The 15,565-nt window shown below is 69.3% G+C and carries 14 protein-coding genes; 8 read left to right on the plus strand and 6 right to left on the minus strand.

Annotated features, from left to right (window positions below):
• Window positions 1-88: 88 nt before the first annotated feature.
• Complete coding sequence (locus tag ABD212_RS01290; protein WP_344090381.1) at window positions 89-934, minus strand: polysaccharide pyruvyl transferase family protein; 846 nt, start codon at window positions 932-934, stop codon at window positions 89-91.
• A 203-nt stretch (window positions 935-1,137) separates the two neighbouring features.
• Between ABD212_RS01290 and ABD212_RS01295 the strand changes: the two genes are divergently transcribed.
• Window positions 1,138-2,655: a sugar transferase gene (locus ABD212_RS01295; protein ID WP_344090384.1), complete on the plus strand. Its 1,518-nt coding sequence runs from the start codon at window positions 1,138-1,140 to the stop codon at window positions 2,653-2,655.
• A gap of 8 nt (window positions 2,656-2,663) precedes the next feature.
• On the opposite strand, the gene ABD212_RS01300 is transcribed toward ABD212_RS01295, so the two are convergent.
• Window positions 2,664-3,116 (minus strand): VanZ family protein, encoded by a 453-nt coding sequence (locus tag ABD212_RS01300; protein WP_344090386.1) that lies wholly within the window; start codon window positions 3,114-3,116, stop codon window positions 2,664-2,666.
• A 202-nt stretch (window positions 3,117-3,318) separates the two neighbouring features.
• Between ABD212_RS01300 and ABD212_RS01305 the strand changes: the two genes are divergently transcribed.
• The 4 genes from ABD212_RS01305 (at window position 3,319) to glmM (ending at window position 6,245) form a co-directional block, all read left to right on the plus strand.
• The gene (locus ABD212_RS01305; protein WP_344090388.1) at window positions 3,319-3,771 is read left to right on the plus strand and encodes a VanZ family protein; all 453 of its coding nucleotides are present in this window, start codon (window positions 3,319-3,321) and stop codon (window positions 3,769-3,771) included.
• 145 nt (window positions 3,772-3,916) lie between these two features.
• Window positions 3,917-4,363 (plus strand): 50S ribosomal protein L13, encoded by a 447-nt coding sequence (gene rplM / locus ABD212_RS01310; protein ID WP_344090390.1) that lies wholly within the window; start codon window positions 3,917-3,919, stop codon window positions 4,361-4,363.
• A gap of 29 nt (window positions 4,364-4,392) precedes the next feature.
• The gene (gene rpsI / locus ABD212_RS01315; protein WP_344090391.1) at window positions 4,393-4,872 is read left to right on the plus strand and encodes a 30S ribosomal protein S9; all 480 of its coding nucleotides are present in this window, start codon (window positions 4,393-4,395) and stop codon (window positions 4,870-4,872) included.
• Between the two features lie 14 nt (window positions 4,873-4,886).
• Window positions 4,887-6,245: a phosphoglucosamine mutase gene (gene glmM / locus ABD212_RS01320; RefSeq protein ID WP_344090393.1), complete on the plus strand. Its 1,359-nt coding sequence runs from the start codon at window positions 4,887-4,889 to the stop codon at window positions 6,243-6,245.
• Between the two features lie 6 nt (window positions 6,246-6,251).
• Here the strand turns inward: glmM and ABD212_RS01325 are convergent, their stop codons facing one another.
• The gene (locus tag ABD212_RS01325; protein WP_344090396.1) at window positions 6,252-7,103 is read right to left on the minus strand and encodes a hypothetical protein; all 852 of its coding nucleotides are present in this window, start codon (window positions 7,101-7,103) and stop codon (window positions 6,252-6,254) included.
• A complete protein-coding gene (locus tag ABD212_RS01330; protein WP_344090398.1) occupies window positions 7,090-9,696 on the minus strand; it encodes a DUF4062 domain-containing protein in 2,607 nt (868 codons plus the stop codon). Before ABD212_RS01330 ends, ABD212_RS01325 begins: the two co-directional genes overlap by 14 nt.
• Before the next feature lie 165 nt (window positions 9,697-9,861).
• On the opposite strand from ABD212_RS01330, the gene ABD212_RS01335 reads away from it, so the two are divergent.
• On the plus strand, window positions 9,862-10,971 hold the full coding sequence (locus ABD212_RS01335) for a fatty acid desaturase family protein (protein WP_344092363.1): 1,110 nt from the start codon (window positions 9,862-9,864) through the stop codon (window positions 10,969-10,971).
• A 69-nt stretch (window positions 10,972-11,040) separates the two neighbouring features.
• Here the strand turns inward: ABD212_RS01335 and ABD212_RS01340 are convergent, their stop codons facing one another.
• Together ABD212_RS01340 and ABD212_RS01345 are read right to left on the minus strand one after the other, a co-directional pair.
• Window positions 11,041-11,247, minus strand: a complete 207-nt coding sequence (locus tag ABD212_RS01340) for a cold-shock protein (RefSeq protein WP_344090400.1) — start codon at window positions 11,245-11,247, stop codon at window positions 11,041-11,043.
• Between the two features lie 169 nt (window positions 11,248-11,416).
• On the minus strand, window positions 11,417-12,361 hold the full coding sequence (locus tag ABD212_RS01345) for a Ppx/GppA phosphatase family protein (protein WP_344090402.1): 945 nt from the start codon (window positions 12,359-12,361) through the stop codon (window positions 11,417-11,419).
• A 158-nt stretch (window positions 12,362-12,519) separates the two neighbouring features.
• Here ABD212_RS01345 and coaA point away from each other — a divergent pair, with 158 nt between their 5' ends.
• Together coaA and glmS are read left to right on the plus strand one after the other, a co-directional pair.
• On the plus strand, window positions 12,520-13,473 hold the full coding sequence (gene coaA, locus ABD212_RS01350) for a type I pantothenate kinase (protein WP_425561220.1): 954 nt from the start codon (window positions 12,520-12,522) through the stop codon (window positions 13,471-13,473).
• Window positions 13,474-13,698: 225 nt separating this feature from the next.
• The gene (glmS, locus tag ABD212_RS01355; RefSeq protein ID WP_344090406.1) at window positions 13,699-15,552 is read left to right on the plus strand and encodes a glutamine--fructose-6-phosphate transaminase (isomerizing); all 1,854 of its coding nucleotides are present in this window, start codon (window positions 13,699-13,701) and stop codon (window positions 15,550-15,552) included.
• The last annotated feature ends 13 nt before the right edge of the window (window positions 15,553-15,565 follow it).

Genomic DNA, 15,565 nt, shown 5'->3' on the forward strand with positions numbered 1-15,565 from the left:
TGTCTCGGAGCAGGCTATGGCATCGGCACCGCGCCACCCCGTGATGTGACGAGCTCGGCACCGAGAGTTAACGTGCGCGAAACCCCGGTCACTGCACAGCGGAGTCGCTCGCGGGCCGAGGGACCGGCAGACGGGCGCCATCCATCCACAGCTCACGGGGGAAGCCCTGCAGGAGCGGCTGCGGGTCCCAGCCGGTCAGCGGAGGCGCCGGATGATCGAGCGCCTCCTCGATCATGGTGGCGGCATGAGGGAGTTCGCGCCCGGTCCCCCCGAAGTAGTCCCGGTACTTGAACAGGTCCTCGGCGCCCGGCAGCATCAGCGAAACGGGGACCCCGAATGTCTCGGCGACGATGATGCCGTGGAGGGATGACGCGACCACATGCGAGCTCTCCGCGATGGTCCGGATGCACGTCCACAGGCGCGCCGTCGGATCGAGGAATCCGTCGGCATGGCGCCACTGCGGCGCGTCGTGCATGTTGGGCACGATGGTGACGCCCCGCTTCAGGGGGACGACGCTCGCCGCGAACTCCGGAAAGACCGTCGGCAGGAGCAGGGCGGGATCCCCGTACACCCGAGGGGTGTCGATCCCGCGATCCAGAAGCCACGCCCGGGTGAGCGGCCCGCGGACGGCCCGCACATCGAGGTTCGCGAACCGGTGATCTTCGTCTGGGATCTTGCCGTTGCGGCCGGTTCCCCAGACGACGTCGCCGTCCTTGGCGAAATGCAGGATCGACCCGACAGCGAGCAGGCGCCGACCGTCGCCGCGTCCGGGTGCGGAGCGCGCCAGCCGGCGCACGACGAGGGGTCCGAGCAGGTCGCCGAAGTTGTCGACCCGGGGCACGCGGGGGAGAGCACGAGCCAGCCGGCTCGATCCCAGATGCCGGCGCGGGTTCCAATGGACGACCTGGACGCCGCGGATTCTGATCGTCGTCATGTGCCGCATCTTAGACAGCCCGTGTTGCGGGCTTTCGCACGGCGAGGTGCGCGCGAGCATTTGTCTTAGCTGTAACACCTCGGTAACCCGCCATCACCGAACGCCACCCATGATGGGACGTGGGACCGTCCCTGGGGAGTGACGGAGGGCGTTCCGTTCCGGACTCGCCCATTCCCGAGGAGAGCAACTCGGAGGCGTACCGCATGGCAGCCCAAAGCACGTTGGAAAGGGAGCGGATCGTCGAATCGCCATCGCGACGTCTCGCTCCGGCAGCCGCGAAGCAGTCTCCGCACGGCCCCGTCAAGTGGGAGCGCCAGTACATCCGGGCTCTCGTGGTGTCGGACGCGATCCTCATCGCTGCGACCCTCGCCGCAACGGTCCTCCTGGTGCCGCACCCCACGATGATCCCCGTGCACAAGCTCTCCTCGGCGGTTTCGGTCTGGCTGGTCGTCGGATTGATCGGGCTCGTGATCATCACGCTGCTGTCGCTCTCGGGAAGCCGCACCTCGCGTGTCGTCGGCGTCGGCAGCCAGGAGTACCGCGCCATCGCCCGGTCCTGCTTCGTCGCGTTCACATCCGCAGCGCTGTTCGCCTATCTCTTCCGCATGGGCGGGCTGAAATTCGTTCTCGCCGTGGGACTGGTCGCCACAGCCGGCGTGCTGGTCATGAGCCGGTGGGTGTGGCGACGATGGCTGGTGGCCCAGCGTCGAGAGGGCCGCATGGCCAATCGTGTGCTGCTGGTGGGATCGGAGGCATCCGTCGCCTCCACTGCTCGCGACCTGAAGCGCACCCCTGCCGCCGGCCTCCATGTGGTCGGTGCCTGCACGCCGTCCAGTCGGATCGGGGCTTACATCCCCGGCACCGACATCGCCGTCTCCGGCTCGGTCTCGAACGTCATGCAGGCGCTCGAGCGCGTGGCGGCCGACACCGTGCTCATCACCAGCGCGAACGAGCTGAGCGCCGACACGGTGCGTTCGCTCAGCTGGCAGCTCGAGCCCGGACAGCAGCACCTGATCGTCGCCCCGAGCCTCACCGACATCGGAGGGCCCCGGCTGCACGCGCGGCCCGTGTCAGGGCTGCCGCTCGTGCACGTGGAGACGCCTCGGTACCACGGCGGCAAGCTGCACCTCAAACGCGCATTCGACATGTTCGCGGCCGGCCTGCTGATCCTGCTTCTGTCACCGGTGCTGCTGGCGAGCGCGATCGCCGTGCGGTCCTCGAGTCCCGGCGATGTGCTTTTCCGCCAGGAGCGCATCGGGCTCAGTGGCCGGCGATTCGACATGCTGAAGTTCCGTTCGATGTACGTCGATGCCGAAGACCGCCTCGGCGAGCTCTCCGCCCACCCGAGGGACGGCGGCAACGACATCATGTTCAAGCTGAAGAGCGATCCCCGCGTCACCGACGTGGGCCGCATCCTCCGCCGCTTCAGCCTGGACGAACTGCCTCAGCTCATAAACGTGCTCCGTGGCGACATGGCTCTCGTCGGTCCCCGCCCCCCGCTCGATCGCGAGGTCCGACAGTACACGGATTCGGTGCACCGCCGATTCCTCGTCAAGCCGGGCATCACCGGTCTGTGGCAGGTGAGCGGACGCAGCGACCTCGACTGGGACGAGACGGTGCGCCTCGACCTGTTCTACGTCGAGAACTGGACGCTGACCGGGGACCTGCTGATCCTGCTGAAGACGGTCAGGGCCGTTCTCAAGAGCGACGGGGCGTACTGACGGCGGTCTCAGTACATCCGGCTTGTGAGCCGGTCGGGTCGTGAGCACAGCCGCCAGATGACGGCGCCGAGCAGACCGCCGAGCGAATTGGCCAGCCAGTCCAGGATGCTGGGCATGCGGGCGGGCACGAAGAACTGAGCGAGCTCACCTGCGGCGAACAGGGTGACGCAGATGACCACGGCGACCCACCACCGGCGCCGCGGCAGCATCATCGCGAGGAAGAGGCCGAGTGGTGCTGCGAACAGCACATTTGCGACGAACTGGACGAGGTTGTACGTGATCCAGCGCGGCAGCCCATGCCCATAGCCCTGATACAGCACGCGGTAGACCCCGAGCGAGTCGCCGTCCACGCGGTGGGGCCACAGCACGACCGCCGCGGCGAAGCCGAGGTAGCAGACCAGCAGAACCGCGCCGACGATCCGCGATCTTGCGAGCCGTCTGCGCGGCGGGCGTGTGGTCATCGCAGGAGTCTCCATTCCACGACGCTAGACGAATCGCGTTAAGGGGTGATTACGGCGGCGTGACCGCGGCGGGCCCGCAGTCGTCTGCGCGGCCGCGTCGAATCGGCCGGCGGCACCTGTCCTGCCGTCTGTCGTTCGGCTCGCGGTACACTCGGAACCCAAAAGCGCGGCAGGGTCGCGGCGCCCGACCTGGGGAGGGCTGATGCCGGCGAGCAGTTCGATCGCGGACACCCGACCGGTGGCGCCCGCCGCGCCCGGGCGAATCCTCCGTGACCCACGTCTGTGGCTGGCGCTCTACAGCGTCGTCCTCGCCGCGATCGCCTTCTGGCCGGTGCCGGTCGACCGCGGCAGCGGCGGGATGCTGCGAGCCATCTCGGCGGCGGTGCCGTGGCTCACCTACGACGTGATCGAGAGTTCGGCGAACGTGCTGCTGTTCGTCCCGCTCGGCATCCTCCTGGCGCTCGTCCTGCCCCGGCGGCGGTGGCTGGTCGTGCCGATCGCGCTGGCGGTGACGGTGGTGATCGAGTGCGGGCAGGCGCTGTTCCTCCATCAGCGCACCGCGAGCGTGCGCGATGTCGTCGCGAACCTGATCGGCGCCGTGATCGGCCTGGCCATCGTGCTCGCACGGTTTGGTCGCGGCACCCGGATGCCGTAAGATCGATCTTTGGTGCCCACGGCTCTGCTGGCCGGCACCGCGAACGTGAGCCCTCCACTGGCGTGTTCGAACCCCTTTCGGGGAGCGAACCACCCCGGAGTGGGATTCACGAACCTCTCCGTTCGATCAAGAAAGCAGCACTATTGTGACGCGCACGTACACCCCCAAGGCTGGCGAAGTCCAGCGCGAGTGGCTCATCATCGACGCGACCGACGTCGTCCTGGGCCGCCTCGCCTCGCACGCCGCCGCCCTCCTCCGCGGCAAGCACAAGGCGACCTTCGCCAACCACATGGACTCCGGCGACTTCGTCATCATCGTCAACGCCGAGAAGGTGGCCCTGACCGGCCAGAAGCTCCAGAAGAAGATGGCGTACCGCCACTCGGGCTACCCGGGCGGCCTGACCGCTGTCTCGTACGCCGAGCTGCTCGACAAGAACCCCGTCCGGGCCGTCGAGAAGGCGGTCCGCGGCATGCTCCCCAAGAACAGCCTGGGCGCCCAGCAGCTGCGCAAGCTCAAGGTCTACCGCGGCGCCGAGCACCCTCACGGTGCGCAGCAGCCCAAGACGTACACCCTCGACCAGGTCGCCCAGTAAGCGCCGCTTCCAGACTTAAGGACACACTCGTGGCGAAGATCGAAGAATCCACCGAAAGCAACTTCTCGACCGAGACCCCGGTCGACCAGACGGCTGTGGCCGTTGAGCGTCCCGTGCTCAGCGTCCCCGGCGCCGCGGTCGGCCGTCGCAAGCAGGCCATCGCCCGCGTGCGGCTGGTTCCGGGCTCGGGCACCATCACCATCAACGGCCGCACGTTCGAGGACTACTTTCCGAACAAGCTGCACCAGCAGCTCGTGACCGACCCCTTCACCGTGCTGAACCTCACGGACGCGTACGACGTGATCGCGCGCATCTCCGGCGGCGGCCCCTCCGGCCAGGCCGGCGCGCTGCGCCTCGGCATCGCCCGTTCGCTCAACGGCATCGACGAGGAGAACAACCGCGCCACCCTGAAGAAGGCCGGCTTCCTCTCGCGCGACGCGCGTGTCAAGGAGCGCAAGAAGGCCGGTCTCAAGAAGGCCCGCAAGGCTCCCCAGTACTCGAAGCGCTAGGCGAGCCCGCTCCGATGCCGCTGTTCGGCACGGACGGCGTGCGGGGGCTGGCCAACGGCCCCCTCACCGCTGATCTCGCTCTCTCCCTGGCCCAGGCGGCTGCAGTCGTCCTGGGCCAGGGGCGCACCGCCGACGCCCGGCGGGCCGCCGGCAAGCGCCTCACGGCCGTCGTCGCGCGTGACCCGCGAATCTCGGGTGAATTCCTCGCGGCGGCGGTGTGCGCCGGCCTGGCCTCGTCAGGCGTCGACGTGCTCGAGGCCGGCGTTCTGCCCACCCCGGCGCTCGCGTTCCTCATCGCCGACCACGACGCCGACTTCGGCGTGATGGTGTCGGCATCCCACAATCCGGCCCCTGACAACGGCATCAAGATCTTCGCCCGCGGCGGCGTCAAGCTGCCCGACGTCGTCGAGGAGCGCATCGAGCACGCGATGGCCGGCCCGAAGGTCCAGCCCACGGGTGCGGGCGTCGGTCGTATCCGCAGGTTCGCCGACGCCGAGGACCGCTATGTCGTGCACCTGCTGTCGTCGCTGCCGCACCGGCTCGACGGCATCCACGTCGTGCTGGACTGCGCGCACGGCGCGGCATCCGGCGTCTCGCCCGAGACGTTCCGCGACGCGGGCGCCCGCGTGACCGTCATCGGCGCCGACCCCGACGGCCTGAACATCAACGACGGCGTCGGCTCGACGCATCTCGCCTCGCTCGCCGAGCACGTCGTGCGCGCCGGGGCCGACGTCGGCATCGCTCACGACGGCGACGCGGACCGCTGCCTCGCGGTGGATGCCCACGGCAGGATCGTCGACGGCGACCAGATCATGGCGATCCTCGCGGTCGCGATGAAATCGCGTGGTCACCTCGTCAACGACACGCTGGTCGCGACCGTGATGAGCAACCTCGGGCTGCACCGTGCGATGGCCGACCACGGCATCCGTGTCGAGCAGACCGCCGTCGGCGACCGCTACGTGCTCGAGCGGATGAACGAGGGCGGATTCGCGCTCGGCGGCGAGCAGTCCGGCCACGTCATCATGAGCGAGTACGCCACGACGGGCGACGGACTGCTCACCGGGCTGCATCTGCTCGCCGAGATGGCCGCGCAGAAGAAGACCCTCGCCGAGCTCGCGTCGATCATGACCGTGTATCCCCAGGTGCTCGTGAACGTGAAGGGCGTCGACCGCTCGCGCGCCGCCACCGACGAAGGTGTCGCGGATGCCGTCGCGGTCGCGATCGCCGAGCTCGGCGACTCGGGGCGCGTGCTGCTTCGCCCGTCCGGCACCGAGCCTCTCGTGCGAGTGATGGTGGAGGCCGTGACGGCCGAGGTCGCGCAGGAGCATGCGGACCGGCTCGCCGGAGTCGTGCGGGAGCGCCTCGCCCTCTGACCCTCGCTACGGCTCGTGCACTTTCGCGCTCCGCAGCCGGAGCTCGCACCACAGCGTGAGCCATCCGTAGACCACGACCCCGGCCGTGACGAGCCCGATGAAGACCGGCGTCATCGGCCGATCCCACAGCAGCTCGGCGTGACCGCCGACGAGCGACAGGACGATGGCGGCGAGGCTGAGCAGCTGCGCCTGGAACAGGATGCGGAACGCGCTCCACCGGGCATCCCAGAGGAGCGCCGCGTTGACGACGCCGGTGAGGCTCAGCACGGCGCCGAGCGCTTGAGCGGTGAGCGGCGTCACCTGCCACGCCCAGAACGCCGTGGCCGCCTGGGGCGCGACGAACATGACCGCACCCGTGACGAAGGCGCACGCGCCGGTGACCGCGAGGCCGACCCGCATGAAGCCGGGGATGAGGACATCCGGGGTGTCCGCCGTGCCGGGATCGCGCGGACGCTGGACGATCGCCACGACGGCGATGACGAACGGCGTCGTCGCGTACAGGGTGAACCACACGATGAACGAGAGGTTCATCGAGAACCGATCGAGGTGCAGCAGCGTCGCCACGAGCAGGGCGGCCGCGAAGACGACGACGGCGGGATAGCCGTGCCGCACGTGGTGCCATCGCCGCGCCGTGGCCACGCGGACGAAGAACCAGATGCCGCCGAGGTACGCGGAGGCCAGCAGGTAGGCCGACAGCGACGGGGCGATCGGCCATGCGAACAGCTCCCCGGTGCGGGTCGGGAACCCGAAGAGCAGAATCACCGCCGCCACGAGGAACGGGATGATGAAGATCGCGACCCAGCGTGTCCCCGGGAGGATGCCGTCGTCGGCGCGTGTCGACAGCTCAGGCGCGGACATGCTCGAGGACATCCGCCACCGTGAGGTCGAGTCCCTCGACGATGGCCGTGTCGAGGGTGTCGCCGAGTCCTGCCGTGCGGAGCCCTTGCACGGGGATCATGTAGAACTCGAACGATCCGAGATTGAGCATGCCCTTGCGCCTCCGGAGCGTCTGCGCAGCGCCGAGCAGATGTCCGGCGGCGACGGCATCCCCCTGCAATGCGCGCAGCCCCGCGAACGCCTCCAGCCCGTAGGCGATGCCCTCGTCGTGATGCAGCGCGAGCGAGAGGTCCAGCGCATGCGCGAAGTCCTCCTGGCCACCCGCCACGTCGCCGGTGAGCACCCTTGTCCAGCCGCGCGAACTCGTCGCGATGACGATCCCGAGCCGCTCACCCTGGGATGTCGCGTGCCCGAGGCTCTGCTCGAACCGCTCGCGCCCGGCCGCCATGTCGCCTCTGGCCATGTCCACGCGGCCCAGCACGATGAGCGACATCGCCTGACCCCACGCGTCGCCGATGTCGGTGAAGCCGGCGAGGCTGGTCTCGAGCTCGCCGAGTGCCGCAGCGAAGTCGGGGCTCGGCCGTGAGAGGAGAGCGAGCCCGAGCGAGATCCCGGCCAGTGCCGCCCCGAACGTGTCGCCCGCCTCGCGGAAGAGGTCACGGCTGATGATGAGCCCGCCGGTGACGTCGAATCCCGGCTCCTGCCAGAACCTGACCGCGTTCGTGTAGTACTCGCCGATCGCCCGCGTCCGCACGCTTATCGGCACGTTCTCGTGGTCGGCGATCTCGAGGAGCTCCTCGGCCCAGGTGCGCACGACGCCCAGGTAGCCGCCTATCCACAGATACAGGTACAGCGACCAGAGGTAGGACGCCGCCGTGTCGAGGTCGTGCCGGCTGAACAGGACCCGGGTCACACTCGCCAGATTCTCCGTCTCACGCTCGAGGCGCTCGAGCCAGTCCAGCTGGTCGGGACCCCGCAGACCCGGCTGAGCCTGCACCGCCAGTTCGCGGTAGTTCGTCAGCCATGCCTCGGTGGCGGCTGCCGACGCCTCGGGCGACAGCAGCTCGGCGGCGAACGCCCGCACGAGCGAGAGGAGGCGGAACATCGTCGCGCCATGGCGATCCGCCGTGCCGAGGAGGCTCGCGTCGACGAGCGCTTCGAGCGCGGCGAGCGGATCCTCGGTCCCGGTCGCTCGGAGCACCGCTTCGGCGGATCCGAGGCTGAAGCTGCCGCTGAACACCGAGAGCGTCGCGAAGGCCGCCTGCGCATCGGGATCCAGGATGTCGGTGCTCCAGCGGATCGTGCTGCGCAGAGCCCGCTGCCGTTCCGGCAGATCTCGCGCGCCGCCCACGAGCAGGGTCAACGCGGAGTCGAGCCGCTCGAGGATCTGCCCGACCGAAAGCGAACGCACTCGTGCGGCGGCGAGCTCGATCGCCAGCGGCACGCCGTCCACCGCACGGCAGATCGCGATGACCGCGGGAACGGTCTCGGGCGTGAGCATGAAGCCCGGCCGCACCGACGCTGCGCGGTCCACGAACAGCTCCACGGCCGACGCCGCGGCGGCATCGCCCCCCGCGGCTTCGGAGGGAAGGTCCAGCGGGCCGACCTCGTAGATGTGCTCGGCCCGCACCCGCAGCGCGGTGCGGCTCGTCACCAGCAGCGTGAGTCGCGGGCTCGCGGTCAGCAGCTGCACGAGCAGGTCGGTGGCTTCGAGCAGGTGCTCCATATTGTCGACGACGAGCAGCACGTCGCGCCCGGACAGGGCGGCGATCACCTTGTCCTCGAGGGTTCCCGTGCCCTCGGCGTTGCGCACGCCCAGCGCCCGCGCAATGGCGACGAGTGCGCCGCTGGTCGTGGACACCGCCTCGAGCAGCGCGAACGCGACGTCGCGACCGCGAGCCGCGGCATCCATCGCGATCTCGATCGCGAGGCGCGACTTGCCGATTCCTCCCGGCCCGACGAGCGTCGCCAGCCGCACGCCGTCCTGGCCGAGCAGCTGCGCGACCTCGGCCCGCTCGCGCTCGCGTCCGACGATGGCCGTGTAGGGCGCGGGGATCTCGGTGGCGACAGCGCGGCGGGATGCCGCGTCCTCAGCTCGCGCCGCATCTTCGGCTCGAGCCGCGTCATCGGCACGTGCGGCGTCGAACCGTTCCGCCAGCAGTGTCGCGAGATCGCCGCTCACGAGCCGTGCGAGCTCCTCCGGGGACGAGAACCTCTTCCACGAGCTGCGGTCGTCGCTGCGGATGCGATCGAGCAGCTCGGACAGCCTGTCCTCGCGCGCAGGCGAGGGCTCCTTGATGTAGATGAGCCGCGGCAGGCCGTTGGAGAGGCGGTACTCGTCCTCGAGCCCGGAGAGCTCCTCGTTGGGGGCGATCCAGCCGTAGCGCTCGCCGTAGATGCCCACGAAGACATCGCTCTGAGCCAGGTACGACCGATAGACATCCCGAGGCGGATGCGGCCGGGCGCCGAGTTCGAACATCACCGGGGCGAGCCGAAGCTGCTCGATCGCGGCGCGCACGGCTTCGCGCTCCGGTTCGAGTTCCTTGAGCGTGGAACTGACGAAGACCCGGAGGCGCTGGTCGGGAGTGCGGATCACCGCGGGCCGTGAGGCCATGAGGGAATCATGGTTCATGCGACCGGCTCGCGTCTAGCATGCCCGGCTGCCCCGGGTCCAGCATGCCGGGTCCCGCATACGGGTACGCGTACGCTGGGGCTAGCGATCGGCATTCGCCTTTGGCTCCGCACGGCCCTTCCAGGCTGCCGATCGAGTGGGTGCCTCATCTCCTCCACAACTGCTCTCGTCGAAACCGTCGGTCCGATCCGCACCACGTACGCGCGCGCCGAGGACTTCCCCTCGATGACGCGCACCTACAGCGATGTGTCGAACGTCGTCCGTGACACCGGACTACTGGCGCGCACGCCCTGGTTCTACTCGATCGTCGGCACGGTGCTGGCCCTCGCCCTCGGCGGCGCGGTGACCGGCTTCATCCTGCTCGGCGACAGCTGGTTCCAGCTGCTGATCGCCGGAGCTCTCGGCATCATCCTGACGCAGGTCGCGTTCCTGACGCACGAGGCCTCGCACCGCACCATTCTCACGTCGGGTCCAGCGAACGACCGGCTCGCGCGCGTCCTCGCCGCAGGAGTCGTCGGCATCAGCCACTCCTGGTGGGTCAGCAAGCACACGCGTCACCACGCGAACCCCAACCGCGTCGGCAAGGACCCCGACATCGAGATCGACACCGTGTCGTTCATCGAGGAGGATGCCGCCAAGGCCAAGGGAATCCACGCCGCGATCACCCGGCGCCAGGGATGGCTGTTCTTCCCGCTCCTGACCCTCGAGGGCCTCAATCTGCACGCCCTGGGCCTGAAGCACCTCTTCGGACGCGGCCAGGTCAAGTCCCGGTACACCGAGCTCGCCCTCGTCGCGCTGCACTTCACGGTCTACCTCGGCGCCCTGTTCTGGCTGCTGCCGCTGGGCATGGCGTTCGCGTTCCTCGGTGTGCAGCTCGCGGTCTTCGGCCTCTACATGGGCGCGTCGTTCGCCCCGAACCACAAGGGGATGCCGATCATCGACCGCGATGCGAAGCTCGACTTCTTCACCAAGCAGGTGCGGACCTCGCGCAACATCTCCGGCGGCTGGTGGGCCACCTGGGTCATGGGCGGCCTCAACTACCAGATCGAGCATCACCTCTTCCCCAGCATGCCGCGCCCGCACCTTGCGCAAGCACGCGAGATCGTCCGCGAGCACTGCGCCGTCGTCGGCGTGCCCTACGTCGAGACGACGATGTGGCGCTCGTGGGGCATCGTCATCCAGTACCTCAACCGGGTCGGCCTCGCCGCTCGGGACCCGTTCGACTGCCCCATGGTCGGGCAGTTCCGCCGGGTCTGAGCCCCGGCATCCCACACCTGCCGACGACGAAGGCCGCCCCGCAAGATGCGGAGCGGCCTTCTTCGTGAATCAGACGGGGCGGATGTTCTCGGCCTGCGGACCCTTGGGGCCACGGGCGACGTCGAACTCGACGCGCTGGTTCTCTTCGAGCGAGCGGTAGCCGCCCGTCTCGACGATGGCGCTGAAGTGTGCGAACACATCGGGCGAAGAGTCATCGGGAGCGATGAAGCCGTAGCCCTTTTCGGCGTTGAACCACTTGACGGTTCCAGTTGCCATTTTCTATCTACTTTCGTTTGAGGTAATCCCGACCCGCGCAAAGAAGAGGGCGGGCGGTGTGATGGCGGCAGGTTAATGCCGCGAGGAGGGACGCGGGGCCGGGAGTTGACGCCGGCACGAACACGCGGAAACGACCAAAACGAGCGGATCTTGCTTTCGAGCATACAGGTCAGGCGCTGGGAGTGCTCCATGAGAGCGATTCGATGTAACGGAGCAGCACCCCTTCGCGCAGCGCCCAGGGCGAGACTTCGAGCTCGTCGACATCCATCGCCTTCATGGCTTCGTGCAGGACGACGGCCGCCGCGACGATCTGGAACGTGCGATCCGCGGTGATGCCGGGCAGTTCCTGCCGCGCGGATGCCGGGATGCGCGCGAGGCGCGGGATCCACGAGCTGAGCGATGCGCGGGGGAGGAGCATCCGCTCGATCCCCGACCAGCCCGGCACCGGATAGCCGACGAGCTTCGCGAGGGACCGGATCGCCTTCGACGATCCGACGACGTGATCGGGCCGGGCGAGCGCCCGGAAGGTCGAGGCGGCGGGCGCGAGCGTCGCCTTCGCATGATCGCGCAACCGTTCGACGGCCGCTTCGCCTGGCGGGTCGTCGGGGAGGTAGGCGATCGTCATGCGTCCGGCGCCGAGGGGGACGGATGCCGCGACCTCCGGCAGCTCGTCCGCACCGGCCGCGACCTCGAGGGAGCCGCCGCCGATGTCGAACAGGAGGATCTGGCCGGCAGCCCAGCCGAACCACCGCCGCACCGCGAGGAACGTGTAGCGGGCCTCCGTCTCGCCGCCGAGCACCTGCAGCGGCTGGCCGAGAGCAGCCTCGATGCGGGCGATCACATCGGCGCCGTTCGCCGCCTCGCGCACGGCCGACGTCGCCGTGGCGAGGAGCTCGTCGACGCGCTCCTCCGCCGCGGTGCGCCGCGCTTCGTCGACGGCGCGCTCGAGCGCGCGCACCCCGTCCTCCGAGATCGCGCCATCGGCTCCGACGTACCTCATCAGGCGCAGCACGGTGCGCTGGCTCGTGGTGGCGAGCGGCCGGCCGCCGGGTCGCACATCCGCGACGAGCAGATGGACCGTGTTCGAGCCGATGTCGAGGACTCCGAGGCGCACGGGTCGAGAGTACTCCGACCGCGTCGTTCGGCGCCTCCTCGCGAGGGGGCAGGTGCGCGCCGCCCGGTGACGCGCCGGTTCGGCGCTCTCCGCGGGAATCCGGCCGCCGGGCATCCGTCTCTTCGGCGCCGCGCGCGTCGCCCGCTACGATGAGCGGGATGTCTGCCGACCACGCGCCAGCCCTCTCACCCGCCCTCTCGCTCTATCGAGAGATCGACCGGGCCGAGTGGTCGCGGTTGGCCGCCGGCATGGCGCAGCCGCTGTCCGAGACCGAGGTCGTGCAGATCCGCGGCCTCGGCGACCGACTCGACATGGCGGAGGTCTCCGAGGTCTACCTCCCCCTCTCGCGGCTGCTGTCGCTCTACGCCGAGGACACGAAGCGTCTCGGCGCCGACACGAGCACGTTCCTCGGCGAGCCCGACTCGACGACGCCGTTCGTCGTGGGTGTCGCCGGCTCGGTCGCGGTGGGCAAGTCGACGATCGCGCGCCTGCTGCGCGAGCTCATGAGCCGCTGGCCGGGGACCCCTCGAGTCGAGCTGGTGACGACGGACGGCTTCCTCTATCCGAATGCGGAGCTCGAGCGCCGCGGCCTCATGAGCCGCAAGGGATTTCCGGAGTCCTACGATCGCCGCGCGCTCCTGTCGTTCCTCACCGAGGTGAAAAGCGGAGCGCCTGAGGTGCGGGCGCCCTTCTACTCGCACATGCGTTACGACATCGTGCCGGATGCGCACGTCACGGTGCGGCGGCCGGATGTCGTCATCGTCGAGGGCCTCAACGTGCTGCAGCCGCCGCCGACTCCGAACGACGTCGCGGTGAGCGAGTTCTTCGACTTCTCCATCTATGTGGATGCCGACAGCGACAACATCACCCAGTGGTTCATCGACCGCTTCCTCGCGCTGCGGCGGGGGGCGTTCAGCAACCCCAACTCCTTCTTCAACGTCTTCGCGCACCTCAGCGACGAGGAATCCGTCGCGACCGCCCTGGGGTTCTGGAACGAGATCAACCTTCCGAACCTCGAAGAGAACGTGCTGCCGACGAAGCATCGCGCGACGCTCGTGCTCGAGAAGGCGGCCGATCACGCGGTCGAGCGAGTGCTGCTGCGCAAGCTCTGATCCGCGGCAGGAGGACACGCCGACCTCTGCGAAGTCGCCTCGCCGTCGACCGGCGGCGACCCGCCTGTCGCGCGCCGCCGTCCCGGCTGCGACCTGCACCCGGTCGCGACCCCCGCCGCCACGCCGGTCGCGCACCGCCGCCGACCGAACGAACCGGGCGGCATCCGCAAACCGGCCGGCCGTTTGTACGGGCTCCTCGCATAAGCCTCCGCCTACCATGGGGGCATGTGCGGAATCGTCGGATACGTGGGCCCACGCCAGAGCCAGGCCATCCTGCTGGCCGGACTTTCGCGTCTCGAGTACCGCGGCTACGACTCCGCGGGCATCGCGGTCATCGACGTGGACGGCGACCTCGGGATGCGCAAGCGTGCCGGCAAGCTCGGCGTGCTGCGCGACGATCTCGCACTCGCGCCGCTGCCTGACGGAACGACCGGCATCGGCCACACCCGCTGGGCGACGCACGGCGGCCCCACGGATGCCAACGCGCACCCCCACCTCGCCGACGACGACAAGCTCGCGGTCATCCACAACGGCATCATCGAGAACTTCTCGGAGATCAAGGCGGAGCTCGTCGCGCAGGGCTACACCTTCCGCAGCGAGACCGACACCGAGGTCGCCGCGGTGCTTCTCGGTCGCGAATACCAGACCCACGGCGATGACCTGGTCGCCGCGTTCCGCGCGGTCGTCCAGCGCCTCGACGGCGCCTTCACACTGCTCGCCATGCACGAGGACCAGCCCGGCCTCGTCGTCGGCGCGCGGCGCAATTCGCCGCTGGTGATCGGCCTCGGCGAGGGCGAGAACTTCCTCGCCTCCGATGTCGCCGCGTTCGTCGAGCACACCCGCCACGCCCTCGCGATCGGCCAGGACGAGATCGTCGCCATCACTCCCGAGGGCGTCTCGGTCACCGACTTCGCCGGCAACCCCGTCGAGGTCGAGCCTTTCGAAGTGCTGTGGGATGCCGCGGCCGCCGACAAGGGCGGCTGGCCCTCGTTCATGGCGAAAGAGGTGTCCGAAGAGCCGGAGGCGGTCGCCAACACGCTGCGCGGCCGCATCCGCGACGGCCAGATCGTGATCCCCGAGCTGGACGGCCTCGACGAGCTCTTCGCGAGCATCAACCGCGTCATCGTGATCGCCTGCGGCACTGCCGCCTACGCCGGCATGGTCGGCAAGTATGCGCTGGAGCAGTGGACGCGCGTACCCGTCGACGTGGAGCTCGCGCACGAGTTCCGCTACCGCGACCCCGTGATCGGGCCCGACACGCTCGTCGTGTCGATCAGCCAGTCGGGCGAGACCATGGACACCCTCATGGCCGTGAAGTACGCGCGCGATCGCGGGGCGCGCACGCTGTCGATCTGCAACACCCAGGGCGCGACGATCCCGCGAGAGTCCGACGCGATCGTCTACACCCACGCCGGGCCCGAGGTCGCGGTCGCCTCCACGAAGGCGTTCCTCGCCCAGATCACCGCGCTGTATCTGCTGGCGCTTCACGTCGCACGCGTCCGCGGATCGCTCAGCGCGGACGAGGCGCGGCTGCAGGTGCTCGAGCTCGAGGCCATCCCTGCCAAGATCTCGCGCATCCTCGAGCTGGAACAGTCGCGCATCGAGCAGCTCGCGTACTGGATGGCCGACACCCGCTCGGTGCTGTTCCTCGGCCGCCACGTCGGATACCCGATCGCGCTCGAGGGAGCCCTCAAGCTCAAGGAGATCTCGTACATCCATGCCGAGGGCTTCGCCGCCGGCGAGCTCAAGCACGGACCGATCGCGCTCATCGAGCCCGGTCAGCCGGTCTTCGTGATCGTGCCCTCGCCGCGCGAGTCGGCGCTGCTGCACTCCAAGGTGGTGTCGAACATCCAGGAGATCCGCGCCCGTGGCGCTCGCGTCATCGCGGTCGCGGAAGAGGGGGATGTCGCGGTGCTGCCCTTCGCCGACGAGGTGCTGCGCATCCCGCTGGCGGATCCTCTCTTCGAGCCGCTGCTCGCCGTCGTGCCGCTGCACATCTTCGCGATGGGCCTCGCAACGGCGAAGGGCCTGGATGTCGACCAGCCCCGCAACCTCGCGAAGTCGGTCACGGTCGAGTAGCGGCATCCGCTCG

It is taken from the genome of Microbacterium deminutum, from assembly GCF_039530205.1.
Lineage (GTDB): Bacteria > Actinomycetota > Actinomycetes > Actinomycetales > Microbacteriaceae > Microbacterium > Microbacterium deminutum.

What these genes read in the sequence shown, in the direction of transcription:
- ABD212_RS01290 (WP_344090381.1), bottom strand. Translation starts at nt 934, where the DNA reads ATGACGACGATCAGAATCCGCGGCGTCCAGGTCGTCCATTGGAACCCG.
- ABD212_RS01295 (WP_344090384.1), top strand. Translation starts at nt 1,138, where the DNA reads ATGGCAGCCCAAAGCACGTTGGAAAGGGAGCGGATCGTCGAATCGCCA.
- ABD212_RS01300 (WP_344090386.1), bottom strand. Translation starts at nt 3,116, where the DNA reads ATGACCACACGCCCGCCGCGCAGACGGCTCGCAAGATCGCGGATCGTC.
- ABD212_RS01305 (WP_344090388.1), top strand. Translation starts at nt 3,319, where the DNA reads ATGCCGGCGAGCAGTTCGATCGCGGACACCCGACCGGTGGCGCCCGCC.
- glmM (WP_344090393.1), top strand. Translation starts at nt 4,887, where the DNA reads ATGCCGCTGTTCGGCACGGACGGCGTGCGGGGGCTGGCCAACGGCCCC.
- ABD212_RS01325 (WP_344090396.1), bottom strand. Translation starts at nt 7,103, where the DNA reads ATGTCCGCGCCTGAGCTGTCGACACGCGCCGACGACGGCATCCTCCCG.
- ABD212_RS01330 (WP_344090398.1), bottom strand. Translation starts at nt 9,696, where the DNA reads ATGGCCTCACGGCCCGCGGTGATCCGCACTCCCGACCAGCGCCTCCGG.
- ABD212_RS01340 (WP_344090400.1), bottom strand. Translation starts at nt 11,247, where the DNA reads ATGGCAACTGGAACCGTCAAGTGGTTCAACGCCGAAAAGGGCTACGGC.
- coaA (WP_425561220.1), top strand. Translation starts at nt 12,520, where the DNA reads ATGTCTGCCGACCACGCGCCAGCCCTCTCACCCGCCCTCTCGCTCTAT.
- glmS (WP_344090406.1), top strand. Translation starts at nt 13,699, where the DNA reads ATGTGCGGAATCGTCGGATACGTGGGCCCACGCCAGAGCCAGGCCATC.